The sequence below is a fragment of the Marseilla massiliensis genome (genome assembly GCF_016899955.1).
In the GTDB taxonomy this organism is placed as follows: domain Bacteria; phylum Bacteroidota; class Bacteroidia; order Bacteroidales; family Bacteroidaceae; genus Prevotella; species Prevotella intestinigallinarum.
In genome coordinates this window covers 54,921-79,251 of the sequence record NZ_JACJJL010000021.1, presented here as the reverse complement: position 1 = coordinate 79,251, position 24,331 = coordinate 54,921, and the positions used below count along the sequence as shown (strand labels likewise).

General features: G+C 54.4%; 20 protein-coding genes and 1 tRNA gene. 13 read left to right on the top strand and 8 right to left on the bottom strand.

Annotated features, from left to right (window positions below):
• The 4 genes from H6B30_RS11990 to H6B30_RS11975 form a co-directional block, all read right to left on the bottom strand.
• A partial coding sequence (locus H6B30_RS11990) for a chitobiase/beta-hexosaminidase C-terminal domain-containing protein (RefSeq protein WP_205110877.1) occupies positions 1-2,549 on the bottom strand: 2,549 nt, incomplete at its 3' end.
• Positions 2,550-3,044: 495 nt separating this feature from the next.
• The gene (locus H6B30_RS11985) at positions 3,045-5,744 is read right to left on the bottom strand and encodes a chitobiase/beta-hexosaminidase C-terminal domain-containing protein (RefSeq protein WP_205110876.1); all 2,700 of its coding nucleotides are present in this window, start codon (positions 5,742-5,744) and stop codon (positions 3,045-3,047) included.
• 367 nt (positions 5,745-6,111) lie between these two features.
• A complete protein-coding gene (locus tag H6B30_RS11980; protein WP_205110874.1) occupies positions 6,112-6,303 on the bottom strand; it encodes a hypothetical protein in 192 nt (63 codons plus the stop codon).
• A gap of 116 nt (positions 6,304-6,419) precedes the next feature.
• On the bottom strand, positions 6,420-7,601 hold the full coding sequence (locus tag H6B30_RS11975; protein WP_205110872.1) for a phosphoribosylaminoimidazolecarboxamide formyltransferase: 1,182 nt from the start codon (positions 7,599-7,601) through the stop codon (positions 6,420-6,422).
• Positions 7,602-8,175: 574 nt separating this feature from the next.
• Here H6B30_RS11975 and H6B30_RS11970 point away from each other — a divergent pair.
• The gene (locus H6B30_RS11970; protein ID WP_205110870.1) at positions 8,176-8,409 is read left to right on the top strand and encodes a hypothetical protein; all 234 of its coding nucleotides are present in this window, start codon (positions 8,176-8,178) and stop codon (positions 8,407-8,409) included.
• Between the two features lie 687 nt (positions 8,410-9,096).
• Here H6B30_RS11970 and rplS read toward each other — a convergent pair.
• Positions 9,097-9,459 carry a 50S ribosomal protein L19 gene (gene rplS, locus H6B30_RS11965; RefSeq protein WP_205110869.1) on the bottom strand — a complete coding sequence of 121 codons (363 nt, stop codon included), beginning with the start codon at positions 9,457-9,459 and terminating at the stop codon, positions 9,097-9,099.
• Positions 9,460-9,713: 254 nt separating this feature from the next.
• Here rplS and H6B30_RS11960 point away from each other — a divergent pair, with 254 nt between their 5' ends.
• Both H6B30_RS11960 and H6B30_RS11955 read left to right on the top strand, forming a co-directional pair.
• Positions 9,714-10,478: a 5'-nucleotidase C-terminal domain-containing protein gene (locus tag H6B30_RS11960; RefSeq protein WP_205110867.1), complete on the top strand. Its 765-nt coding sequence runs from the start codon at positions 9,714-9,716 to the stop codon at positions 10,476-10,478.
• A gap of 13 nt (positions 10,479-10,491) precedes the next feature.
• Complete coding sequence (locus tag H6B30_RS11955; RefSeq protein WP_205110865.1) at positions 10,492-11,340, top strand: bifunctional metallophosphatase/5'-nucleotidase; 849 nt, start codon at positions 10,492-10,494, stop codon at positions 11,338-11,340.
• Here H6B30_RS11955 and porT read toward each other — a convergent pair.
• Positions 11,321-12,070 (bottom strand): type IX secretion/gliding motility protein PorT/SprT, encoded by a 750-nt coding sequence (gene porT / locus H6B30_RS11950; RefSeq protein WP_205110863.1) that lies wholly within the window; start codon positions 12,068-12,070, stop codon positions 11,321-11,323. The genes H6B30_RS11955 and porT overlap by 20 nt on opposite strands.
• A 312-nt stretch (positions 12,071-12,382) precedes the next feature.
• Between porT and fdxA the strand changes: the two genes are divergently transcribed.
• Positions 12,383-12,550, top strand: coding sequence for a 4Fe-4S ferredoxin (gene fdxA / locus H6B30_RS11945; protein WP_205110862.1), 168 nt, complete (start codon positions 12,383-12,385; stop codon positions 12,548-12,550).
• A 194-nt stretch (positions 12,551-12,744) separates the two neighbouring features.
• Here fdxA and H6B30_RS11940 read toward each other — a convergent pair whose 3' ends face one another.
• Both H6B30_RS11940 and H6B30_RS11935 read right to left on the bottom strand, forming a co-directional pair.
• Positions 12,745-13,782 carry a hypothetical protein gene (locus H6B30_RS11940; RefSeq protein WP_205110860.1) on the bottom strand — a complete coding sequence of 346 codons (1,038 nt, stop codon included), beginning with the start codon at positions 13,780-13,782 and terminating at the stop codon, positions 12,745-12,747.
• A gap of 1,202 nt (positions 13,783-14,984) precedes the next feature.
• Positions 14,985-15,058: transfer RNA gene (locus H6B30_RS11935), tRNA-Met, on the bottom strand.
• 147 nt (positions 15,059-15,205) lie between these two features.
• On the opposite strand from H6B30_RS11935, the gene H6B30_RS11930 reads away from it, so the two are divergent.
• The 9 genes from H6B30_RS11930 (at position 15,206) to H6B30_RS11890 (ending at position 24,325) form a co-directional block, all read left to right on the top strand.
• Positions 15,206-15,604: an START-like domain-containing protein gene (locus H6B30_RS11930; RefSeq protein WP_205110858.1), complete on the top strand. Its 399-nt coding sequence runs from the start codon at positions 15,206-15,208 to the stop codon at positions 15,602-15,604.
• A gap of 95 nt (positions 15,605-15,699) precedes the next feature.
• Positions 15,700-17,619, top strand: a complete 1,920-nt coding sequence (locus tag H6B30_RS11925) for an LptF/LptG family permease (protein WP_205110857.1) — start codon at positions 15,700-15,702, stop codon at positions 17,617-17,619.
• Between the two features lie 29 nt (positions 17,620-17,648).
• Positions 17,649-18,857, top strand: a complete 1,209-nt coding sequence (locus tag H6B30_RS11920; protein WP_205110855.1) for a bifunctional 3,4-dihydroxy-2-butanone-4-phosphate synthase/GTP cyclohydrolase II — start codon at positions 17,649-17,651, stop codon at positions 18,855-18,857.
• Positions 18,858-18,971: 114 nt separating this feature from the next.
• Entirely contained in the window at positions 18,972-20,165 is a 1,194-nt protein-coding gene (locus tag H6B30_RS11915) for a pyridoxal phosphate-dependent aminotransferase (RefSeq protein ID WP_205110854.1), read from the top strand.
• Positions 20,166-20,367: 202 nt separating this feature from the next.
• Positions 20,368-21,204 carry a MotA/TolQ/ExbB proton channel family protein gene (locus tag H6B30_RS11910; RefSeq protein WP_205110852.1) on the top strand — a complete coding sequence of 279 codons (837 nt, stop codon included), beginning with the start codon at positions 20,368-20,370 and terminating at the stop codon, positions 21,202-21,204.
• 26 nt (positions 21,205-21,230) lie between these two features.
• Positions 21,231-21,842, top strand: a complete 612-nt coding sequence (locus H6B30_RS11905; RefSeq protein ID WP_205110851.1) for an ExbD/TolR family protein — start codon at positions 21,231-21,233, stop codon at positions 21,840-21,842.
• Between the two features lie 3 nt (positions 21,843-21,845).
• Positions 21,846-22,493: an ExbD/TolR family protein gene (locus H6B30_RS11900; protein WP_205110850.1), complete on the top strand. Its 648-nt coding sequence runs from the start codon at positions 21,846-21,848 to the stop codon at positions 22,491-22,493.
• Between the two features lie 38 nt (positions 22,494-22,531).
• Positions 22,532-23,359: an energy transducer TonB gene (locus H6B30_RS11895; RefSeq protein WP_205110849.1), complete on the top strand. Its 828-nt coding sequence runs from the start codon at positions 22,532-22,534 to the stop codon at positions 23,357-23,359.
• 3 nt (positions 23,360-23,362) lie between these two features.
• A complete protein-coding gene (locus H6B30_RS11890; RefSeq protein ID WP_205110848.1) occupies positions 23,363-24,325 on the top strand; it encodes a PstS family phosphate ABC transporter substrate-binding protein in 963 nt (320 codons plus the stop codon).
• Positions 24,326-24,331: the final 6 nt, after the last annotated feature.

The following is a 24,331-nucleotide window of genomic DNA, read 5'->3' as shown; positions in this document are numbered from 1 at the left end:
TCGCCTGCGGCTTCGCTGCCCTCGGTCACATCCTTTATGCCGGTGATGTAGTCTTTCGATGCTTCTCCCTCGTTCTTGATGAAGATATCGAAGATGTTGGCCTTGGTTCCGCCCGAAGCCAGCTTCACATACACCATGTCTGTGCCTTCGTAAGAGAGTATGGTCTTCTTCCAGATGCGGTCGTCGCCTGGTTTGCCGTTGTCTCCATTGCCCGAGAGGGTGTTGGCCACGAGGTCGCCAATCTTAGTCCACTCGCCGCTGATGGTGTCGTTTGTCACGAGCACCTCCACCTTGGCGTTCTTGCCCGACATGTATGTCACCACGTCAAACGGGCCCTGGAAAGCCTCGGTACTCTGTATGCAGGCTGATGCGGGGTCTTTGAAACCGTTGCCGTCGGTGCCTGTCACACTCTGGAAGGCAACACATCCCTTTGTTATCTCCTGCTCGCTGTCGTCCCACGGCGTCTGCGGGTTGTAGGCATTGAAGTCGAGCACGTTGTGGCCGGCGTCGTTGTTCTGGTAGAGCATGGGCTGGCCGTAGCTCTTTATCTCCCATCCCTTGCCCGGGTTGACGCATGTCAGCTTGTTGGCCGGGGCGTAGATGTTTACTATGGAGTCCTGTCCGGGGCCGAAGTAGTCTTCATATATCTCATTGTCTATTATCTCGTCGGTGTAGAAGTTGTAGCCCTTGGTGTAGTAGCTTCCGTCAAGTTGTACGTTGTAGTCGGTGGCGTTGGCGTCCATGTGCGACACGATGTCCATGCGCACCTTCTCGTCTTGCACCGCAACAAACTTCTGCGTGAGCTCCGACTGCAGGTAAGAGCCCTCCACGCCGTCGGTGAATGCGGTCACGGTGGTGTGCTTGTTGACGGTTATCGGCTCGGTGTATTCGGCCGACTTAGCCTTCTCGTCGCTGCCCGAGAAGTTGTAGAACAGCACGTCGCCCTCATGGGCCGGTGTGATGGTAATGGTGCTCTTGCCGCTCTCTTCGGTCACGGTGATGGTGGGCTGGTCGGCCAGCTGGTGTATCTCGATGGTCTTTTCGGCCACTCCGCTGGTAAGGTAGCCGTCGGCGGTTGCTATCGCCTTCACCGTCACCCCTTCGGCCTTGATGTCAAACGGCTCGGTGTAGAGGGTGCTCTCCGTTGTCGGCGTGCTGCCGTCGGTGGTGTAGTACACCTTGTAGTTCTTGGTGACGCACGACAGCGACACCGTTGTGTACAGGTGATGGTATTCTTCCGATATGGTCGGGTTGGCTGCATTGGTCACCTTGGCCTTTGTGTCGCAGAGCATGATGATGGCGTTTGGCGAGATGTCCATGAACGAACCGGCCGGCGACCCCATCGGGAATGCATACGGAATCATCATGTATGCGTTGCGGTTGGCGTTGTGTATGTGCACTGCGGCAGCCGTTCCGGCCATTGCCAGCGTGTCGTCGTTGGCGAAGTATGAGCCCGGCTCTACCTCGTAGCCGGTGATGTTGCCCTCTTCATAGAGCATCAGCTGCCCGTTTTCATCTATGTATGGCTCCTGGCTTTGGTCTGAAGGCTGGAACACGGGGCTCTCCTTTCCGCTTGCGGTCACGTCGAGCATGTTGGTCGTTGTGGCCACGCTCTTGCCGTAACCCCACGTCTCGTAGAGGTCGGGGCTCAGGTTGAGCATGGGCACGTAGGCTATGGCGCTCTTCAGTGTGCCCACGAAGGCGTTGTCCTTGCGTATGGCATTGCTCACCACCACGGCGTCGTAGTACTGCAGCGAGTCGGCCGATATGGCGGCTCCGCCGTCGGCCACGTCGATGGCCTTGAGCTCCATGTTCTCTTCTCCCAGCCTCATGGGCAGCGTGTTGGAAATCACGTCGTAGTTCATGTCATCCGAACCGAACGTGTAGCCGGGGTATCCCGAGTCGTAGATGTAGGCAATGTGCGTCACCTTGGGCTCGTCAGAGGGCTTCTCTCCCACGCAGATGTAGAAGAAGTGCATGCCGTTTGTGGCCTGCAGCTTGACGTCGGTGTCCTCTGCGTTGTTGTTGATGAGCACCACGGTGTCTTTCTTTCCCACCGTCTTCCACTGCGTTGCGCCGTCATACTTGCCCACAACACCGTCGGTGGCGCTCTTGAATCCGCGCTCCTCGGTGCCGCTGTGCGATGCGTAAACTACTGTGATTGAGTCGCCTGCAGGCACTTGCGGGATTATGATGTAGTCTTCCGACTTCCTTCCGTTGAGCCAGATGTGCGGCCCGTCGTTGTGACTTATCACGATGTTGAAGTGCTGGGCAGACGACGCTCCGATGGTCAGGCCCTCCGTTTCGGGTATCACCCACTCCTCGCCGTTCACCTTGCAGGTAAGCGGCCCGGCCTTCCTGGCCTTTGTTTCAAACCATGTCTCCTTGTTGGTCCAGTAGCCAGAGCCCGACTCGGCGTCGGCCGTAAGGTTGGCGATGGTGGTTTCGCTGAACCCTTGGGTAAAGTCCCACAACTTGCGAACCTCATCCTTGGCCTGCGACGACAGCGCAAGAACCAATGATAGTCCAAGTGTAAACAGTTTCTTCATAAGCTTATTATTATTTTGATTAGTATAATCTTGAATATTTTCAGTTAGTAATGGGCAGCTTGTCTTGGCAGGCAAAAACTGTCGTTATTGGCATTTTGCGCTGCAAAGATAATAATATCCTGTGACATGGGGCTGTGTCTTATCGTTTATTTTTTTGATTATTAACTGTGTTTTTTGTTGGTTCAGTGCCCGTGCGCGGGCTTTCCGGAGGCTTGATGGTGCCTCGGTGTGGCCTCCGTATAGCGTCCGAGGCATGTCGATATGCTGCTTCCCACCTGTCTTGATTGCCTATCCGTCCGGCCAGCAAGGGTGCCTTTGGGGCCCTGTCCGCCCCTCCGTCCGGTCGAATGGCTCCCCTGTGACAATCATGAAACGTGGGTTTCAGCCACTGAAATCCGCCCAAGCCGGTTGCTGGGAAAATCAAACCGGCATAAAAGAAAGAAGGACGGGCTGCCCCGTCCTTCCTTTTCTTGTTGCCCAAATCGGCGCGTTGCCTTATTTCACAATGGCCTTCCGTGTCTTCACCTGGCCGTTGGCATACACTTCCTTGATGATGTTGATGCCCTTGGCCGGTTCGTTGAGCTGCGTGCCGTTGATGCTGTAGATGAGTGTCTTCACCACCTCGCCTGCGGCTTCGCTGCCCTCGGTCACATCCTTTATGCCGGTGATGTAGTCTTTCGATGCTTCTCCCTCGTTCTTGATGAAGATGTCGAAGATGTTGGCGTTGGGCCCGTCGGCCGACGCAACCTTGACAAACATCTTCTCGGTGCCGTCATAAGGCAGTATTGTCTTCTTCCAGATGCGTGAGCTTCCGTCCTTGTTGTTGTCGTCAACTCCGCTGATGTCATTAGAGAGAAGGTCGCCAATCTTTGTCCATTCGCCGCTGATGGTGTCGTTGGTGACGTAAACTTCCACGTTGCAATTCTTTCCCGACAAGTACGTAACGACGTCGAACGGGCCTTGGAACGCCTCCGTGCTTTGTATGCATGCGGATGCCGGGTCTTTGAAACCGTTGCCGTCGGAGTAGTTTACGCTTGCGAGCGTGATGCAACCCTTTGTTATCTCCTGCTCACTGTCGTCCCATGGCGTCTGCGGGTTGTAGGCGTTGAAGTCCAGGACGTCGTGTCCGGCATCGATGGATTGGTAAAGCATGGGCTGGCCGTAGCTCTTTATCTCCCATCCCTTGCCCGGGTTGATGCACGTGAGCTGGTTGGCCGGGGCGTAGATATACACTATTGAGTCTTGTCCTGGGCCGAAGTAGTCTTCGTATACCTCCTCGTCGATTATCTCGTCGGTGTAGAAGTTGTAGCCCCTGGTGTAGTATTTGTTGGATGTGAAGATGTTGTAGTCAGTGGCGTTGGCGTCCATGTGCGACACGATGTCCATGCGCACCTTCTCGTCTTGCACCGCAACGAACTTCTGTACAGTTTCCGACTGCAGGTAAGAACCCTCCACACCGTCGGTGAATGCGGTCACGGTGGTGTGCTTGGTTACGGTTATCGGCTCGGTGTATTCGGCCGACTTGGCCTTCTCGTCGCTTCCCGTGAAGTTGTAGTAAACCACGTCGCCCTCATAGGCCGGGGTGATAGTGATGGTGCTCTTGCCGCTTTCCTCGGTCACGGAGATGGTGGGCTGGTCGGCCAGCTGGTGTATCTCGATGGCCGTTTCAGACACGTCGCTAAGCAGGAATCCGTCGGCTATGGCCACAGCCTTGACCGTTTGCCCGTCTTGTGTGATGTTGAACGGTTCGGTGTATGGCGTGCTCTCGGTTGTTGGGGTGCTGCCGTCGGTGGTGTAATACATCTTTGCGTTGGCCGTGAGGCACTGCAGTGTCACTGTTGTATAGTTGTGATGATATTCCTGTATGGCCGTTGGCTTGGCTGCTGCCACCACGTTGGCCTTGGTGTTGCACAGTGCCACCACGGCGTTTGGCGTGATGTCCATGAACGATGCGCCCGGCCCGCCGAACGGGAACGTGTAGGGTATCATCATGTAAGCGTTGCGCTTGGGGTTGTGTATGTGCACCGCCACGCTGTTGCCGGCCATTGCCAGCGTGTCATCGTTGGCGAAATAAGTGCCCGGTGTCAGCTCAACCCCGGTCACAGTGCCGTCTTCCCAGAACATCAGCTGCCCGTTTTCGTCGATGTAAGGCTCGTCCGACTGGTTGTAAGGCGAGAAGATGCTCTTCCAGTTGTCGGCCACGGTGAGCATGTTTGTCTCTGTGGTCACGGCCTTGCCGTAGCCCCACGTCTCGTAGAGGTCGGGGCTGAGGTTGAGTATCGGCACAAATCCGATGGCGCTCTTCAGCGTGTTTACGAAAGCGTTGTCATTGCGTATGGCCGAGCTAACCACCACCGTGCTGTAGTGCTGCAGCGAGTCGGCCGAGATGGCGGCGCCACCGTCGGCCACGTCGATGGCCACGAGGTTGAGGTCTTCGATGCGCGATGGCAGCGTGTTGACAAGGATGTCATAGTTTGGTTCGTAGTAGCCTTCCTCGCCGAAAGAGTAGTCTGGGTATCCCGAATCGTAGATATAGGCAACGTCGGTGTGCGTAACCTCGTTGTCGCCGCCGTCAATCTGTATGAGCGCAATGTCAAGTCCGCCGGTCTTGAGCTTTATCTGCACGTCGACAGAGTCGGCAAAACCGTCTTTCACCTGCCATACCAATGTGTAGTTGCCGTCTTCGTCTCTCGACGGGTCAGCGATGCTTCCGCCGAGGCAGATGCCGTCAACAGGTCCATGAATGTACTCGATGTTGTCGTTGCCGGCATAGAATCCACGGTCGTCTGCCGTCGAGTTGGCCGAGCGTGCGCGTATGGTTATCTTCTGCCCGGAGGCCAGCTTGGGCAGGTTGAGCTCCATGTTGTTGCGCGTCATACGGAACTTTGACGAAGCTACGATGTAGTTGTTGTTCTTGCTCAGGCCCGCCGATCCGAACGTGAGTCCGCGCAGTTCCTCGATGGGCTTGTCGTTGGCCATCAGTTCGCCCGACATCTTGGTCAGGTCTTTGGCCTCCTTTACCGACACGCCGTCGTCCTGGTAGGTTATCGACCAGTTGGCTTCGTCGGCAATAAGGTTCTGTTGCGTCTCTGCGCTAAGGCCTTTGGTGAAGTCCCATGTCTTGCGCCATTGCGCATCAGCCTCGGTTGCGAACACGGCCGACAGGGCGAGGCATAGAGATAGAATTTTCTTCATTTGCTTTTTGTTTTAGTTAATTTGTATGGTTTAGTTGCTGTTCCGAAGTGTTGGCCAAGGCTGTTTTCGTGTGTGGCCTTGGCAGGTCCGGCTCCTGTTGGAGTCATCAGTGTTTTCTATTCGAGTGTCTTTTGTTTGCAAATATAAGGTAAAAAGCTGAAATCCAATGCCGCGTGGTGCATTGAAATATGCTGTTTTTCCATGGTTTTTTGATACGGCCTGTGGTTTGCAGGGCCGTTTTGTTGTTCTTTATCTACCGGTTCCGGCCTGCGGCCCCGGCCATGGCGTGCAGCAGCGGCCTTGCCCCACGACTGTGTGGGGCGGCGTGGGGCAACCGCCACCGGGGCGTTAATGCAGTGTTGCTGCCTTATTTCCCCTTGCGCCGGTTGGCCCGTTGCTGGCGGTACTTGGCCTTCTGGCGTGCCGACCCGCTGCCGTGGGCCCCGGTGATATACTGCTTTTTCTTGGCTTTGGTCTTTATCTTGCCGTTGTCGTTGTCTTGCCTTGGCGCTTTGCGGAACACCAGTCCTCCGCCGGCTATTATCTCGTCGATGTCCATGTTGTCGGGCTTTAATGGTTGGAATGCGGGTTGCCGCCGCCGTGGCAGTGCCCCGGCATGCTGGCCCTGTGGCCCTGCTTGGCGGCGGCAACCCGTTGTCAGTTTTGCGTCATGTGTCAATGGTGGAACAGGCGCACGCCGGTGAATGCCATTGCTATGCCGTACTTGTCGCACGTCTCGATGACATTGTCGTCGCGAACCGAGCCCCCGGCCTGCGCTATGTATTGCACACCGCTCTTGTGGGCGCGCTCAATGTTGTCGCCGAAGGGGAAGAAGGCGTCGCTGCCCAGGGCCACGCCCGTGTTGCGGGCAATCCATTCGGCCTTCTCCTCGCGGGTTAGCACCTCGGGCTTCTGCTTGAAGAAGAGCTGCCATGTGCCGTCGCGCAGCACGTCGTCGTGGTCGTCGCTGATGTAAACGTCGATGGTGTTGTCGCGGTCGGCGCGGCGTATGTTGTCGACAAACGGCAGCGCCATCACTTTAGGGTGCTGGCGCAGCCACCATATATCGGCCTTGTTGCCGGCCAGGCGGGTGCAGTGTATGCGGCTCTGCTGCCCGGCTCCGATGCCTATTGCCTGCCCGTCTTTCACGTAGCACACCGAGTTGCTCTGTGTGTACTTGAGCGTTATGAGCGATATGATGAGGTCGCGCATGGCCTCGGGCGTGAATTCCTTGTTGCGTGTGGGCACGTTCTCGAAGAGCTTCGGGTCGTCGAGCCTCACCTCGTTGCGCCCCTGCTCGAAGGTGATGCCGAACACCTGCTTGCGCTCTACGGGCGCCGGTGTGTAGTCGGGGTCAATCTTTATCACGTTGTAAGTGCCCTTGCGCTTTTCGCGCAGTATCTCGAGAGCCTCGGGGGTGTAGTCGGGTGCAATCACGCCGTCGCTCACCTCGCGCTTCAAGAGCAGGGCTGTCGCCTTGTCGCACGTGTCGCTCAGCGCCACGAAGTCGCCGTAAGAGCTCATGCGGTCGGCGCCGCGTGCCCTGGCGTAGGCGCAGGCTATGGGCGACAGCTCCTCGCAGATGTCGTCGACGAAGTATATCTTCTTGAGCGTGTCGCTAAGCGGCAGGCCCACTGCCGCGCCTGCCGGCGAGACGTGTTTGAACGATGCCGCCGAGGCCATGCCGGTGGCAGCTTTCAGCTCTTTCACCAGTTGCCAGCTGTTGAACGCATCTAAGAAGTTGATGTAGCCGGGGCGCCCGTTGAGCACCTCTATCGGAAGTTCGCCCTCTTCCATGAATATCCGCGAGGGCTTCTGATTCGGATTGCATCCGTACTTTAAGGCTAATTCTTTCATGCTTATGTCGTTATATGTTCGTTTCGCGCTGCAAATATACTACAATTATGCGAACTGTGCAACTTTATTTGCCTCTATGCCCGCAGCTGCATGGCCTGTGTCTCCGCCTGCCGCGGGGCGCCTGCTGCGGCAGTGGGCGTGGTCGCATATCTTTACACGTGCGCCGGGCCATGCGGCACGAAGCCCTGAGGGCTTGCCGCAAGGGCCGTTTGGCAGTGCCGCAAGGGCCGTTTTGCATGGCCGTACGGCCCGTTTTGCACTACGGTTGCAGCCCTTTTGCAACTGCTTGCCGTTCAGTTCGTTGCGCGGCCCGGCGCCGGCCGTAGCTTATCTTTACAAGCGTGGCCGAATGTGCCTCGGGTCGTGTTGTGTCGTCTGTTTGGTGGATGTAACTAAAAATAAATGCTTTTTTGTTTTTATTTTCGTTCGTTTGCATTACCTTTGCATCGCCGGAGCCGTGCCTGCCGCGCTTGCTGCAGCCTCGGTCGTGCCGCCCGCGTGTGGCGGCGGTGGCCATGGCGCCATGGCGGCCATAGGTGCCGGTCTCGGCAGGTAGTTGTAATGTAAGTATGTTATGGAAAATTTGCAACGTGAATTGGCCAAGCTCTGCGAGGCCATAGAGAGAGAGGTAATCAAGCGCCCGATGAAGGCACTGGCCCTGAAGCGGCTGGCCGACTGCCTGCGGGGCAAGGAGAAGCCGAGCCGCGAGACGCTCGACAGGCTTTCGCTGCTGGCCGGCTTCCAAGACTGGAAGTCGTTGCGCGACGCTCTGCACGGCGACGCCGACGGTGCCACCAACTTCAAGTGAGGCCGGCCGGGGCCCTGCCCCCGGCGCAACCGACCCCCCGATAAACATAGGGGGGAGTAAAGGAGTGCAGGAGTGCAGGAGTACAGACAATAGTTTTTGTGTACAATGGAGTTAGAAGGAGGCAGAAGGAGTTATAGATGGAGGCAGACGGAGTTACAAGTAGTTAGAGGACAATAGCATTGCCTATCTCTTCCTGCAACACTTTCCCCATACTCCCATGTTTCCATGACTATTGTCTGTACTCCGAGCAAAGAATTAAGTAGCTGTTCAAAATAAACCGATACAATAGACCTTGCAGGTGTCCTCCATATCTTTGCCACCATCTTGTGTGCTCTTTCGGGCCGCATACCAAAGTCTCATCGGTCGTGTAGCCCGCTACGCTCTCTTTTCGGACTTTGGCATGCATCTCCGAAATAGCGCACAATTTGATGGCAATTAATTTTGAACACCTACTTGAAAATTAAGAAAGGGCTGCGCGATGATAGTCTATGCTATTGTCCTCTAACTACTTGTAACTCCTTCTGCCTCCCCTATAACTCCTTAACTTCCTAACTCCTGAAAGGCCTCCTGGATTTATCCGGTGAGCCGTGGAACGGCCGGGCCCGGCCGTCCGTAGGGCCGTAAACGCCGAGAGGCGGCTGCGGGTTGCCCCGTAGCCGCCTCTCGGCGTTGAATAGCGTTGCCGCATTAAGCGTTTGCCGTGGCAGTCCGCTTCTCCTTGATGCGGGCCTTCTTGCCAGTGAGCTTGCGCAGGTAGTAAAGCTTGGCGCGGCGCACCTTGCCTATCTTGTTTACTTCAATGCTGTCGATGTTGGGAGACTCGAGCGGGAAAATGCGCTCTACACCCACTGTACCAGACATCTTGCGAACCGTGAAGCGCTTCTTCTCGCCATGGCCGCAAATCTTGATGACTACACCACGATAGAGCTGGATACGCTCTTTCGTTCCCTCGATAATTTTGTAAGCGACAGTAATTGTGTCACCCGCCTTGAACTTCGGGTGCTGCTTGCCGGTTGCAAATGCTTCCTCAGCAACTTTAATTAAATCCATTCTTTATATAATTAAATTTGTTCTTATCGTTCCGGCGCAACATAACAGGCAACACGTTACTTCCTGACAGCGATTACGCGGGAAAGCGGGTGCAAAGTTACTACATTTTGTTGAAACGGGCAATTTTGCCGCCTCTTTTTTTGTGTGTTAGCCCGTTTTTAGCTAATTTTGTGGCAGTTATGCCCTGCGGGGCCGCCATTGCCGACGCACCGGCGCGGCATGCGGGGCGCCAATGGCTTATTATCAATGTGTTTATGGCAAAAGTTAAGACTATGATGGCCGCAGCCGCTGTTGCGGCGCTACTTGCGGCCTGTTCAGTAAACAGCGCCGTGGTGGGCGTGGAGCGCACCAGGCTGCTTGTTGACAGCAGGTATGACGGTGCCGTCGACGCGTCGACGGCCGGGATGATGGCGCCTTACACCAGGGTGGTGGACAGCATAATGGGCCCAGTGGTGGGGCGCACCGACTCGGAGCTCGCGGCATACAGGCCCGAGAGCCCGCTGTCGAACCTGCTGGCCGACATTCTGGTATGGGCCGCCGCCGACTATGGCGAGCACCCGGTGATGGGAGTGTACAACATGGGGGGCATCAGGGCGTCGCTGCCCAAGGGCGACGTGACCTACGGCGACGTGCTCGAGGTGGCGCCGTTTGAAAACAAGATATGCTTCCTTACGCTCAAGGGCAGCAGCCTGATGGAGCTGTTCGGGCAGATGGCCAAGGTGGGCGGCGAGGGCGTAAGCCACGGTGTTGAGTTGGTGATAACGCCAGGCGGGCAACTCGTGAGCGCACGGCTCAACGGGCAGCCCATCGACCCGACGGCGACATACCGCATAGCCACTATCGACTATCTGGCCGAGGGCAACGACAAGATGGAGGCGTTCAGGCAGAAAAGCGGATTCAACTCGCCGCGGGCAAAGCAGAACGACACCCGCTACATAATATCAACCTACTTCAAGGAGAAGGCCGCCAGGGGCGAGGCCGTTGGCGCACGGGTGGAAGGAAGGATAAAGGTGGAATGAAAGGCAACAGGAAATGAAAGCAAGACTATATATAATATGTGTAGCCGTCGTGGCCTGCATGGCGGCCTGGGGGCAGCAGAAACTCGTGGTGCTGCACACCAACGACACCCACAGTACGATAATGCCGCTGAGCCGCAACCTGGGCGACACTATGCTGGCAGGGCGGGGCGGATATCTGCGGCGCATGGAGCTGTTGCGGCGCGAACGGGCCGCCGAGCCCGGGCTGCTGCTCTTTGACAGCGGCGACTTCTCGCAGGGGTCGCCATATTACACGCTCTTCAAGGGCGATGTAGAGGTGGAGCTGATGAACCGCATGGGCTACGACGCGGCCACCATAGGCAACCATGAGTTCGACTTCGGGCTCGACAACCTGGCACGGCTGTTGCGTAAGGCCGAGTTCCCGGTGGTTTGCGCCAACTACGACTTCTCGGGCACGCCCGTGGCCGGGCTGGTGAAGCCCTACGTCATACTGCACCGCAACGGGCTTAAGATAGGGGTGTTCGGCGTGTCGCCCAGGCTTGAGGGCCTTGTGGCCGCCGACAACTACCGCGGGGTGGGGTACACCGACCCTGTCGAGGCTGCCCGCTCTACGGCAAGGTTGCTGAAGCGCCAGAAACACTGCGACGTGATAGTTTGCCTGTCGCATCTGGGATGGGCGCAGATGCCCGCCGACGTTGACGACAGTGCCATGATAGCCGGGTCTAAATACATAGACCTTGTGCTCGGGGGGCATTCGCACTCATACTTTGAAAGGCTTGAATATGTGAGCGACGCCGACGGCCGCCGCGTGCCCGTCGACCAGAACGGCAAGCACGGCGTGTTTGTAGGAAAGGTCGAGATGACTATTCGAAGTAAAAGGTAAGCACAAACATCTTTGAGCGGCCCGCGCTGACCGAGTTGGCGTAGGCCTGCATGGTGGGGTCCTGAAGGTTGCGCGCGTGGTCTTTGTCGAGCGCGTCGGTGAGGCTGTAGCAGAACTTCAGTTCGGGTATGAGCTTGAAGAAGCGCAGGTAAAGGTCGCATCCGATGCCCACTTCGACAAACGTGTCGTAACGCTTCAGGCGCACGTAGTCCTGGTCTTCGCCTGTAAGGTTGATCATCGGGTTGATGCCAGCCATGATGTAGGGGCGGTAGTTGTTGAACCTCGGGGCGCTGAACTTCAGGTCGACGGGCAGCGATATATATGTGTTTTTCATGTCTTGCGACTCGCGGTGCGGCTGTCCGTTCTCGTCGGTCTGGCTCAGGTTGATGAAGCGCAGGTGCTTGGCGCCGAAGTGCATGGTCGGGGTGAAGCGCACCGAAAAGTGGGAGCTGAGGCGCAGGTCGGCCAGCACGCCAACGCTGAAACCGGGGTTCCATCGGTCGGCGTCGCACAATATGAGCTGCTCCTGCTGCGTGCCGTCGGCAGCGGTTACCGTCTGCGGCCCCACATTCTCAAACTCAATGTCTTGCAGGTGCATGCCTACCAGTATGCCGAAGTGCAGCGGCCTCAGGTCGATGTAGGGCTTGTTTTGGGCAATCTTCTCCTGTGCGGCAGCCCCGCAGGCCACGGCCAGCGATATAGCGAGTGTGATGATGCTTCTTATTACCATATAAAGAATAACGCGATTTTTGGCCTCTTATTATATTTTCTGCCGCCCAACATGGCTTTGCGGCTGCGGTGCATGTCGCCTGTGGGCCGGGGGCGCTGCTATAGGGTGGCGTAGGGCGGTTTGCGGCCCCGGCCGTGCGGATGGGGGTTGTGGCGTGCGGCCGCAGTCGGCTGGGGCCGCGCGGCGTTGCCGGAGCTTTATTTCGAAAAAGTATAAATAAATGAAAATAAGCCTCCAAAAGTTGGTACGTTCCAAATAAATTAGTACTTTTGCATACCAATTTTTAGGTATTAATATTTAAACGATAGAATTATGGCTTACGTAATTAGTGACGATTGTATCGCATGCGGTACATGTATCGACGAGTGCCCCGCAGGAGCTATCTCCGAGGGCGAGAAGTATTCAATCAATCCTGACGCCTGCACAGAGTGTGGCACTTGCGCTGACGTTTGTCCGTCAGAGGCAATACACCTCGGCTAATCGGATAGGCTTTGAATCAAGATAGTGAGGATTCCCCGCGGGGAATCCTTTTTTGTTTGTTGCCACCGGCCCATGGGGCAGGGCGGGGCCGCTGGCCCGGTGCGGCGCTCCCGCCCGAGCCTCGCTGTGAGGTGCAGGCGGGAGGTGCATCGTTGCCACGGCGGCAAACGCCATTTTGCGCCGACGCTCGGTGCCTACTTGTTGAAGTGTTTCTTTCCGCCGACGATAACCATGCCCTTGGCGTTGGGCTTCGTTAGCCTGCCATGAAGGTCGTAGGCAACCCCTGCGGCTGTTGCCTTGGTTTCAGAGCCTGCGTCGTGAATGGCCGAAGTGTCCATGGCGATGTACATCTCGCTCGGCTTGAGCGTCACCGAACCGGCTCCGTTGCTGCCACCAAAGCAGATGGAGGTGACCATGGCGAGGTCGACGCCGCTTTCTTTGGCGAAGGCTTCGAGGTCGATGGTCTTCGTTCCGTTGGCATAGAAACTGTCGCCCATCTGCTTCCACGTGCCGCCGCCGCCATCGGTAGTGTGGTATACCCCTATGCGCACGCCGCCGCTCCCGCTCTCGACCTTATAGTCGGAGAAGGTGAATGACAGCGTCTTGTAGTTGGCCAGCTCGCCGTTGGCAAAGGTGAACACGGGCATCAGGTTGCTGTAGCCCAGAGTCCATGAGTAGGTCTCGGTGGCGTCGTCGTACGACGCATTGTTTGCCGGAGTGCCGAAGGTGGCGTAGAGCAGAGGGTCGAAGTCGCCGTTATCCAGGTATACCTGCCTTGCCACAATGTCTACAGAGGCAGGCTGGCTGTCTGTGGCCCCGCCGTTGCCCCCAAAGCAGATGCCGGTTACCTTGGCGAGGTCTATGTTGCTCTCGCTTGCGAAGGCCGCCAGGTTTACGGTCTTGGTGCCCGGCGAATAGTAAGCGCCGCCCATCTGCCTCCATGTGCTCGCTCCGTTGTCGTCTGTATAGTACACGCCAACGCGCACGCTGGCTTCGCTGCTGATGTTGGCGAAGGTGAAGCAGAGCGTCTCGTAGTCTGCCAGTTCACCGTTGGCAAAGGTGAACATTGGCATCAGGTTGTTTGTGTTGGCCGCCCATGTGTAGGTCGGCGACTTGTAGGTGGCACTGCTTGCCGGTATGCCGAAGGTGGCGTAAAGTTTCCTGGCGTAGGCCGTTGCCGCGCCAATGGTCAGCAGGAAAGCTGCCATGGCAATGGTAAATCTTGTTTTCATAAGCTTTGTTGTTTAGTTAAACATGTTTTTTCCGATGTTTGGGCGCGTTGCCGACTTTTGCGCTGCCACACCCGTAGCAACGGCTTTCGTGCGCCCCGGCTTGTTTGTTCATCGTTTCCGGGGTGTTGCCCTTGTTGTCTTGGTGTCAAGGCATTCATGCCCGGCCATTGCGGGGCCCGGCATGTCTTGTTGCCTGCAATTCTGTTTCACGTCATAGGCTCGATGTCTTTTGTTACTCGCCGCAAAGATAGCAAAATGTCGGGCAAGGGCGTTTGCTTGCCGTTTCACAGGTTTTTGTTTCTGTTTCATCATGATAAGTGCGTGGGCGCCCGGCGTTTGCGTCATTGCAGTCTGCCCGCGTAGTAGTTCCGCTCCAGGCCTCCCCGCTGTCAGCTTCGTGCTTTTCCCGCAATCAGTGGGAACAGCCGATAAACATAAGGGGGGCTTTTTAGGAGTTAAGGAGTTAGGAAGTGCAGGAGTTAAGACAATAAGTAGCTGTTCAAAATTAACCGATACAATAGACCTTGCAGGTGTACTCTATATCTTTGCCACCATCTTGTGTACTCTTTCGGGCCGCATGCCAAAGTCTCATCGGTCGCGTAGCCCGCTACGCTCTCTCTTCGGACTTTGGCATGCATCTCCGAAATAGCGCACAATTTGATGGCAATTAATTTTGAACACCTACTTAGTTTTGGGTTTATTTTGGAGGCGGGAGACAGGAGACAGGAGTACAGACAATAGCTATGGAAACATGGAATCTCTGGGATCATTGGTAAAGTGTTGCAGGAAGACAGTCAAATACTATTGTCTTAACTCCGGCACTTCCTAACTCCTTAACTCCTAATAAGCCTCCTGGATTTTCTGGTGAGCCAATCTGTGTGTGCGCCATTCGGCAGCCATGCAGCCGCCTGCCCGGTCTGCCACGGTGCGTTGCGGCTTGCTATGCATGAGGGGTGGTGACTGTCTGGCAGGCAGTTTTGGTGCATTATGCATGCCGTTGGGTTTCTATGGCCTAAGGTTTCGTAGCGTTGCCCGGCATTATTGTGTGTTTCATAAACGTGGTGTCGGTAAATGTAAGGAGCCTCCTGGGCGTTGCGCTTCGCCGGGCTGCGGCAAGAATGGCTGTTCAAGGGCTGTGCCGTTTGCTGTGTCATAAACAGAAAAAGGACTTGCAAGAAATTGCAAGTCCTTTGCCTTTGATGTAGCGGGGGTGGGACCCGAACCCACGACCTCCGGATTATGAATCCGACGCTCTAACCAGCTGAGCTATCCCGCCATCGTTTGTTTGCGGGTGCAAAGGTAATGCAAATTTTTTAATTCACAAAATTTTATCACGGTTTTATTAAGTCTTTAATCGAAAAAAGATACTTTTGCATCGGTCTGTGAGGCCATACATTATATTATATATAAGTGGTATTGATATATGGAACGCAAGAAAGTGACCATCGAGTATCCGCTGGCGGCCAAGTCGCCGGCCATAGTTTGGCGACTGATAAGCAGCGCGGCAGGGCTGCAGAAGTGGATGGCAGACAGGGTGAGCGACGACGGCGCAACGATGACATTCACCTGGGGCGAGCTCTGGACGGGCCAAGACGTGAGGGTGTCGCACGTGATTGACCGCCGCAAGTTCAGCCACATAAGGCTCAAGTGGGATGCCGACCACGGCGAAGGCGAGTATTGGGAGATGAGGCTCGAGGAGAGTGAGCTCACCGGCAACCTGGCCCTGCTCATCACCGACTTTGCCGATGCCGACGAGGAAGACAGCCTGCGGGGCTTGTGGAGCGGAAGCCTGAACAGGCTGCACAGGGTGAGCGGACTGTAAAAAACTGAAAAAAACGGCAAAAGCATTCCCACTCTGACTTTTTTATGCTAACTTTGCAAGTCGGTATAACTATCCCCATAGTCGTCAGACAAACAATGCTCCGCATAAAGAAGTTAGACATATTCATAGCCAAGCAGTTCGGCCTGCTGTTCCTCGGAACGTTCTTCATCTGCCAGTTTGTGCTGATGATGCAGTTCCTGTGGCGCTATGTCGACGAGCTGATTGGCAAGGGGCTTTCGCTCGAAGTGCTGGCGCAGTTCTTCTGGTACATGGGGCTCATGCTCATGCCGCAGGCATTCCCGCTGGCCATACTGCTCTCGTCGCTGATCACCTTCGGCAATCTCGGTGAGAGCTCGGAGCTCACGGCCATCAAGGCTGCGGGCATATCGCTCATGCAAGCCATGCGCTCATTGATCGTGATAGTGTGCATGATAGCCTGCTGCTCGTTTTACTTCCAGAACGTGATAGGCCCCGATGCCAACAAGTCGTTCAGCCAGCTGCTTCTCTCTATGAAGCAAAAAAGCCCCGAACTCGAGATACCTGAGGGCATATTCTACGACGGAATACCGGGATGCAACCTTTATGTGCAGAAGAAAGAGGTGGGCACGGGCATGCTCTACGGGGTGATGATATACCGCATGAACGGCAGTTATGAGGATGCGGCCATAATACTTGCCGACTCGGGCAAGCTGCAGTCGACGGCCGAGAAGAAGCACCTGCTGCTCACGCTATACAGCGGCGAGTGGTTTGAAAACATGCAGTCGCAAGACATCGCCGGTAGCGCCAGCGTGCCTTACAGGCGCGAGACCTTCGGCACAAAGCAGATTGTGCTCGACTTCGACGGAGGCTTCAACATGGCAGACGTGGCCGGAATATCGGCCGACGCCCGCTCGAAGAGCATCGGCAAGATAATGCACGACCTCGACTCCATACGCCATTTCAACGACAGTGTGGGCCATTCGTTCTACAACGACGCCAAACGCACCGCATTCAGCATGCCTGAGGTGGGGCGTGCAGACTCGTTGCGGGCCGTGGCCGAGGCCAGGTCGGACACTATGAACATAGATTCGGTGTATCTCAGGCTGAGCCCCGAAGACAGGCAACGGGCCGTAAAGGCCGCCCTCAACAGCGTGCAGATGTATGCCTCGGAGCTTGACATGAAGGGCGACTACATGAAAGGGCTCAACCGCAACGTGCGCACTCACCAGATTGAGGCCATCGGCAAGGTGACGCTCGCCCTGTCTTGCGTGATATTCTTTTTCATAGGGGCACCGCTCGGGGCTATCATACGCAAGGGCGGGCTCGGAGTGCCGGTGATAATATCGGTGCTCGTGTTCATCGTCTACTTCATTTTTGAAAACTCGGGGATGAAGATGGCGCGCGACGGGGTGTGGACAGTGTGGTTCGGCAAGCTGATTTCCACTGCCGTGCTCACGCCGCTGGCCGTGTTCTTCACATACAAGGCCAACAACGACTCAGTGGTGTTCAACTTCGACATCTACCGCTCCATATTCTGCTCGCTGCTCGGCATCAGGCAGAAACGCCACGTTTACCGCAAGGAGGTGATAATCAACGACCCCGATTACGCCGCCGACGCCGCAATGCTCGAAAAGATAACGCTCGACATCACGGAGTATTCGAGATGCCACAACTTGCTGCATGCGCCCAACCCGATTAGCGTGTTCTTTCGCGAAGGCGACGACAGGCGCATACGGGAAATAAGCGTCGAGTTGGAGGCGGTGATAGAAGACCTGTCGAACACCAGGGACAAGGTGATACTGACCGAGCTCAACCGATATCCCATAATGGCCACCCATGCCCACACAAGGCCATTCCGCAACAAGTGGCTCAACGCCACCGTGGGCATACTACTGCCCCTTGGCGTGTTCTTCTACCTGCGCATGCTGCGCTTCAGGTTGCGGTTGCTGCGCGACCTGAGGGTGGTGAGGGCTGCCAACGACGCCCTTGTGGCACGTATAGCGGAAATGGGCAACGGCAACGCGGGCCGTCACTGACTTGTATATAACCATAAAATTGTAATGATATGACAGACACCAGACTGGACACAATAGAATCGGCTCTCGATGATTTCCGCGAGGGCAAGTTCGTGATTGTGGTCGACGATGAAGACCGCGAGAACGAAGGCGACTTGATAATTGCCGCCGAGAAGATTACGCCTGAAGCCGTCAACTTCATGCTGAAGCATGCAAGGGGGGTGCTGTGCGCGCCTATAACCATGAGCCGGTGCGAGGAACTTGACCTGCCGAGGCAGGTGGAAGACAACACATCGGTGCTGGGAACGCCATTTACCGTGACCATCGACAAGCTCGATGGGTGCACGACGGGTGTCTCGGCCCACGACCGCGCGGCCACGATAAGGGCTCTGGCCGACCCTGAGTCGACGCCGCAGACATTCGGGCGGCCGGGGCACATCAACCCGCTATACGCACAAGACCATGGCGTGCTGAGGCGTTCGGGCCACACCGAGGCCACCATCGACCTGTGCAAACTGTCGGGGCTGTATCCGGCCGGGGCGCTCATGGAGATAATGAACGACGACGGTACTATGGCACGGCTGCCCGAATTGAAACAGTTTGCCAGCCAGTACGGGTTGAAGATAATCGCCATCAAAGACCTCATTGCCTACAGGCTCAGGACGGAGTCGCTGATAGAGGTGGGCACCGAGGTTGACATGCCAACGGCATACGGGCATTTCAGGCTGATACCTTTCAGGCAGAAAAGCAGCGGACTGGAGCACATCGCGCTCATAAAGGGCAGTTGGGCCGCCGACGAACCTGTGTTGGTAAGGGTTCACTCTTCGTGCGCCACAGGAGACATACTGGGGAGCAAGCGATGCGATTGCGGAGAACAGCTGCACCGCTCGATGGAGATGATTGAGAAAGAAGGCAAGGGCGTGGTGATATACATGCAGCAGGAAGGCCGGGGCATCGGCCTGATGAACAAGATCAAGGCATATAAGCTGCAAGAGGAAGGTTACGATACCGTCGATGCCAACGTGCACTTGGGATTCAAGCCCGACGAGCGCGACTACGGGTGCGGCGCGCAGATGCTGAGGCATCTCGGGGTGCACAAGATGAGGCTGCTCACAAACAACCCGACAAAGAGGGTGGGGCTCGAGGCGTATGGGCTGGAGATAGTGGAGAATGTGCCCATCGAGGTGGCCCCAAATGAATATGACTACAACTACCTGAAGACAAAAAAAGACAGAATGGGGCATACTCTGCACCTCTGAGGCCCCCGTTTTGTTACATTTCATTGACGAAACATTAAAAAACAATATATTTTTTTTCGCGTGAAGAATAAAATAACTAATTTTGCAGTTAAATAAATAGCAACAGTAATTCGTATGGCACAATTATCCGATCGTTTGCAAAGGCTTGCGCCGTCAGCCACGCTGGCGATGTCGCAGAAAAGCTCAGAGATGAAAGCTCAGGGCATCGATGTAATCAACTTGAGCGTAGGTGAGCCCGACTTCAACACTCCTGACCACATCAAGGCCGCAGCCAAGAAAGCCATTGATGACAACTATTCGAGGTATTCGCCAGTGCCTGGGTACCCCGACTTGCGCAAGGCTATTGTCGACAAGTTGAAAAACGAGAACGGCCTGGAGTACGGAATGAACGAGATTCTCGTGTCAAACGGAGCTAAGCAGAGCGTATGCAACACGGTGATGGCCTTGGTCAACGACGGTGACGAGGTCATAATACCCGCCCCCTACTGGGTTTCTTATCCCCAGATGGTGAAGCTTGCCGGTGGCGTGCCTGTGATTGTTAACGCCGGCTTCGAGCAGAATTTCAAGATGACACCGGAGCAGTTGGAGGCTGCCATAACGCCGAAGACTCGCCTGCTCATACTGTGCTCTCCGAGCAACCCTACCGGAAGCGTTTATTCCAAGGCTGAACTTGAGGGGCTGGCAGAGGTCATCAAGAAGCATGAAGACATGTTTGTGCTTGCCGACGAGATTTATGAGCACATTATATATACAGGCCGTCACGAGAGCATTGCGCAGTTTGACGGAATGAAAGAGCGCACCATCGTTGTCAACGGCGTGTCAAAGGCTTACGCCATGACGGGCTGGCGCATTGGGTTCATTGCCGCCCCGGAGTGGATAGTGAAGGGGTGCAACAAGCTGCAAGGCCAGTATACAAGCGGCCCATGCTCCGTAAGCCAGAAGGCGGCAGAAGCTGCCTATACGTCGAGCCAGGCTTGTGTGGAGGAGATGAGGCAGGCTTTCCATCGCCGTCGTGACCTCATTGTCAAGCTTACAAGCGAAATACCGGGGCTGGAAGTGAATGTGCCGGAAGGCGCCTTTTATGTGTTCCCCAAGTGCAGCAGCTTCTTCGGCAAGTCAGACGGCGAGACAACGATATCAAGCTCCACCGATTTTGCTCTTTACTTGTTGGAGAAAGGACATGTGGCAACTGTCGGCGGCGATGCTTTCGGCGACCCGGACTGCTTCCGCATGAGTTACGCAACCAGCGAGGACAACATCGTTGAAGCCATGAAGCGTATTAAAGAGGCCTTGGCAAAGCTGAAATAAACTGCGTAAACTGATAAATGCGGCCTATTTTTGCGACAAGCTGATTAAAAGATGTTAAGCGTCGAACGCAGTATCTGTAATATTTATTATCTTTGCTGCACTGAAACGAAAACCACTTTCTAACCATCAGTAAGGCGCAAGCTAAGAAAACAACTAAAAAAACAAAATTCATATTATTAATAAACAAAAACATCAATCAATTATGGCAACATCAACAAAAGCTGTAACCCCGGCTAAAAACAAGAAACAGGGGTTTGGAGGTATCAAGAACGCTATCTGGATTATGGTGATATGCTGCATTGTAGCGTATGCTTTCTACTTCCTCGTTCTCGGTGATGCAAGCAACTTCGTCGGAGGAGACAAGTCTGCTCACCCTGCTAACCTTGCAGGTACTGTGTATAAAGGAGGTCCTGTTGTAGGTCTTATCTTCACATTGTTCCTCACTGTGGTTTGCCTCGGCGTTGAGCGCTATTTCGCCCTCAAGTCTGCATTCGGTACGATGAACCTCTCTAAGTTCACTGTTCAGGTTAAGGAGCTCATCAAGGCCGGCAAGTTCACCGAAGCTCAGGCACTGTGCGACAAGATGCGCGGTTCTGTAGCTAACGTTGTTTCTGCTTCTATCAACGCTTACAAGGATGTTGAGAGCAACAACACAATGAAGAAGGCCCAGAAGATTTCAAAGATACAGCAGGCCCACGAGGAGGCCACTCAGCTTGAGATGCCTACACTGCAGATGAACCTGCCTATCGTAGCAACAATCGTTACCCTCGGTACTCTTACCGCTCTGTTCGGTACGGTGTTGGGTATGATTCGTTCGTTCCAGGCTCTGTCAAGCGGTGGTGGTGCTGACTCAATGGCTCTGTCTGCCGGTATTTCTGAGGCCCTTGTGAACACGGCTTCTGGTATCGCAACATCTTGGGTGGCTGTGGTTGTTTATAACTTCTACACGAACAAGATTGACAAGCTTACATATGCACTCGACGAGGTTGGTTATACAATAGCAGCTACATACGACGTTAACCACACCGACGAGATTTAATTGTTTTACCTTTTAAATTCAAACTAATGGGTAAAATAAAGATACAGAAAAAAGACATCTGGATAGACATGACGCCTATGTCTGACGTGATGACGCTGCTTCTGTGCTTCTTTATGTTGACATCAACATTCTTGCAGCCGGAGCCTATACAGGTCAACACGCCAAGCTCGGTGTCTGAGGTCAAAGTGCCTGAGAACGATGTCTTGAATATCTTGGTCGGAAACGACGGAAAGATATTCATAGGCACCGAGAACAAGAACAACATGAACGCCATGCTGCAAACCATTGCAGACAAGTTCGGGTTGTCGTTCAACAGCGCCCAACTCAAGAACTTCAGCCAGGAGTCGATGGTTGGCGCCCCTATCAGCGCTTTGGGAGATTACCTCAGTCTTGAAAAAGAACAGATGGCTGAAGCTATCAAGACTCTCGGCATACCCACCGACAGCATTGACGGTGGCATGAGCGAGTTCCAGGAGTGGGTCAAGGCTGCGCGTGAAGCCAACCCGGACATGACGATAGCCATCAAGTGTGATGCAAAGACACCATACAAGGTCGTTAAGACCATGATGTCTGAGCTTCAGGACATGAACGAGAACCGTTACAGACTTATCACAAATCTTAAACAAGGGGAGGAATAATCCATGGCAAAGAAAAAAGAAAGCAAGCAGAAGAAAATGAACACCCGCGTGGACTTCACGCCGATGGTGGACATGATGATGCTTCTTATCACCTTCTTCATGCTTTGTACGACCCTTAGCAAGCCTTCGGCAATGCAGCTTACCATGCCGTCGAACGACCAGAAGCTGACTGACGAGGAAAAGTCTGTAACGAAAGCTTCTCATACCATCACCATATATCTTGGTTCTAATGACAAGATATATTATGTTGCCGGCATCCCGCAGTACGACAATCCGGAATGCGTGAAAGAGACCACATGGGGCAAGGACGGAATCCGTAGCGTGCTCATCAAGCACACAACCGAGGAAGGCATCAACCCCGTGGCCCGCATCATGAAAGCGAAGCAGGATCTTGACGCCCGCAAGACCGCCCCAGGGTCGACAATGACTGAGGAGCAGTACAACAAGGAGCTTGATGAACTGCGCAAAGGTAATATCAACGGTGAGAAGATACCTACTCTTACCATTATTATAAAGCCTTTGGATACTGCCAGCTATAATAATATGGTTGAGGCTCTTGACGAGATGCAGATATGCAGCATTGGTAAGTACGTCATTGACAAGATAACTCCTGATGACGAGAAGCTTCTCTCTCTGAAAGGAATCAAGTAATCGAATCGGTGACAGAAGATAATTAAAAAGGAAGAACTATGTCAAAAATAGATCTAATAGACAATAGCTGGGTCGATCTCGTCTTTGAAGGTAAGAATCATTCTTATGGTGCCTACCGTCTGCGTAAGAACACAGGAAAGCGCAACTTGGCGTCAATCATCATTGTGCTTGTTGCCATTGTGGTAATCATGGCTGCCGTATGGGCAAAGATAGCCATTGAGAATGCAATGCCTAAGAAGGTTGCCATTACCACAGATGTGGAGCTTTCGCAGCTGGCCAAGAAGAAGGAAGCTAAGGTTGAGCGTAAGGAGCCCGTCAAGATTGAGATGGAGCAGAAGGTTGTAGAGAAAGTAAAGAGCTCTGTTAAGTTTACTGCCCCTGTCATCAAGAAGGACGAGGACGTTGCGCCAGAAGACGAGTTGAAGTCTCAGGACGACCTTGCCAAGACAGCCGTAGCCATCGGTTCATTCGACGTTAAGGGTAACGACGAGGCCGCCGGCGAGGTGCTCAAGGCCAAGGAAGTGATTGCACAGGAGAAGCCTGTTGAAGAGAAAGTGTTCGACGTTGTAGAGCAGATGCCCCAGTTCCCCGGTGGCGATGCCGCACTGTTTGAATACCTGTCCACACACATTAAGTATCCTACCATTGCCGAGGAGAACGGTGTTCAGGGCCGCGTAACCGTGACGTTCGTTGTAGAGCGTGACGGTTCTATCACCGACGTCAAAGTGGTCAAGTCTGTTGACCCCTCACTTGACAAGGAAGCATCCCGCGTGGTGGCAGGCATGCCTAAGTGGATTCCCGGTAAGCAGAATGGTTCTGCTGTACGTGTTAAGTACACTGTACCTGTGACATTCAGACTGCAATAAATAATGAAGATTAACGTATTCAACACCTTTGTTGGATTGACTCTCATCTTAGGCTTGTTCGCATCTTGCAAGGACAAGCCTAAGAATGGTAGAACTGACACTTACTCATCAGGGACAATTAAGTTTGTCTCTGATGAGAGTTTCAGTCCTATTATTGACGAACAGCGTGAGATTTTCGAGTTTGTTTATCCAAAGGCAAAGCTGGTGCCTATATATACCAACGAGCTCGATGGTGTTAACATGCTCATGAAAGAGCAGGTGTATCTTGCCATAACCTCGCGCAATTTTACAGACAAGGAGGTGGCCAACCTTGAGGCCCGGCGTTTCCAGCCGATAGCAATACCGTTGGCTTTTGACGGCTTGGCTCTTATTGTCAACAATTCCAATCCCGACACGATAATCTCTGTCAATGACATAAAGCAGATATTGAGTGGAAAGGTTGCGAAATGGAAGGCGCTTTATCCAAACTCCAAGTTAGACAGCATTGAGGTGGCCTTCGACAATAAGCAATCGAGCACAGTGCATTATTGTGTTGATTCATTGCTTGGCGGAAAGCCAATAAACAGCCCCAACATCTATGCGGTGGACAAATCGGCCGAAGTCATAGACTTTGTCGAGAAGCATCCAAATGCCATTGGGATTATCGGGTCTAATTGGCTTAACGACAAGCGCGATACTACCAATGTGACGTTTAAGCGGAACATACGTGTGATGGGTGTGAGCCGTATACACCCCGCGACAGTTGAGAGCAGCTGGAAGCCATACCAGTATTATTTGTGGAATGGCAATTATCCGCTTGTCCGCACCATTTACGCTTTGCTTAACGACCCCCGTCATGGCCTGCCATGGGGTTTTGCCAATTTCATGTCTGCCGACAGTCGTGGGCAGCGGATATTCTTCAAGGCAGGTCTGTTGCCATATAGGGGAAACATGACCGTCAGGGAGGTGAGTGTAAGTGATGAGTGACGGCAT

Coding starts and splice junctions, on each gene's coding strand:
- H6B30_RS11900 (WP_205110850.1), top strand. CDS start 21,846: ATGGCAAAGAAAAAAGAAAGCAAGCAGAAGAAAATGAACACCCGCGTG.
- H6B30_RS11930 (WP_205110858.1), top strand. CDS start 15,206: ATGGAACGCAAGAAAGTGACCATCGAGTATCCGCTGGCGGCCAAGTCG.
- H6B30_RS11960 (WP_205110867.1), top strand. CDS start 9,714: ATGGCAAAAGTTAAGACTATGATGGCCGCAGCCGCTGTTGCGGCGCTA.
- H6B30_RS11915 (WP_205110854.1), top strand. CDS start 18,972: ATGGCACAATTATCCGATCGTTTGCAAAGGCTTGCGCCGTCAGCCACG.
- H6B30_RS11970 (WP_205110870.1), top strand. CDS start 8,176: ATGGAAAATTTGCAACGTGAATTGGCCAAGCTCTGCGAGGCCATAGAG.
- H6B30_RS11940 (WP_205110860.1), bottom strand. CDS start 13,782: ATGAAAACAAGATTTACCATTGCCATGGCAGCTTTCCTGCTGACCATT.
- H6B30_RS11975 (WP_205110872.1), bottom strand. CDS start 7,601: ATGAAAGAATTAGCCTTAAAGTACGGATGCAATCCGAATCAGAAGCCC.
- fdxA (WP_205110862.1), top strand. CDS start 12,383: ATGGCTTACGTAATTAGTGACGATTGTATCGCATGCGGTACATGTATC.
- H6B30_RS11985 (WP_205110876.1), bottom strand. CDS start 5,744: ATGAAGAAAATTCTATCTCTATGCCTCGCCCTGTCGGCCGTGTTCGCA.
- H6B30_RS11905 (WP_205110851.1), top strand. CDS start 21,231: ATGGGTAAAATAAAGATACAGAAAAAAGACATCTGGATAGACATGACG.
- porT (WP_205110863.1), bottom strand. CDS start 12,070: ATGGTAATAAGAAGCATCATCACACTCGCTATATCGCTGGCCGTGGCC.
- H6B30_RS11920 (WP_205110855.1), top strand. CDS start 17,649: ATGACAGACACCAGACTGGACACAATAGAATCGGCTCTCGATGATTTC.
- H6B30_RS11980 (WP_205110874.1), bottom strand. CDS start 6,303: ATGGACATCGACGAGATAATAGCCGGCGGAGGACTGGTGTTCCGCAAA.
- H6B30_RS11895 (WP_205110849.1), top strand. CDS start 22,532: ATGTCAAAAATAGATCTAATAGACAATAGCTGGGTCGATCTCGTCTTT.
- H6B30_RS11890 (WP_205110848.1), top strand. CDS start 23,363: ATGAAGATTAACGTATTCAACACCTTTGTTGGATTGACTCTCATCTTA.
- H6B30_RS11925 (WP_205110857.1), top strand. CDS start 15,700: ATGCTCCGCATAAAGAAGTTAGACATATTCATAGCCAAGCAGTTCGGC.
- rplS (WP_205110869.1), bottom strand. CDS start 9,459: ATGGATTTAATTAAAGTTGCTGAGGAAGCATTTGCAACCGGCAAGCAG.
- H6B30_RS11955 (WP_205110865.1), top strand. CDS start 10,492: ATGAAAGCAAGACTATATATAATATGTGTAGCCGTCGTGGCCTGCATG.
- H6B30_RS11910 (WP_205110852.1), top strand. CDS start 20,368: ATGGCAACATCAACAAAAGCTGTAACCCCGGCTAAAAACAAGAAACAG.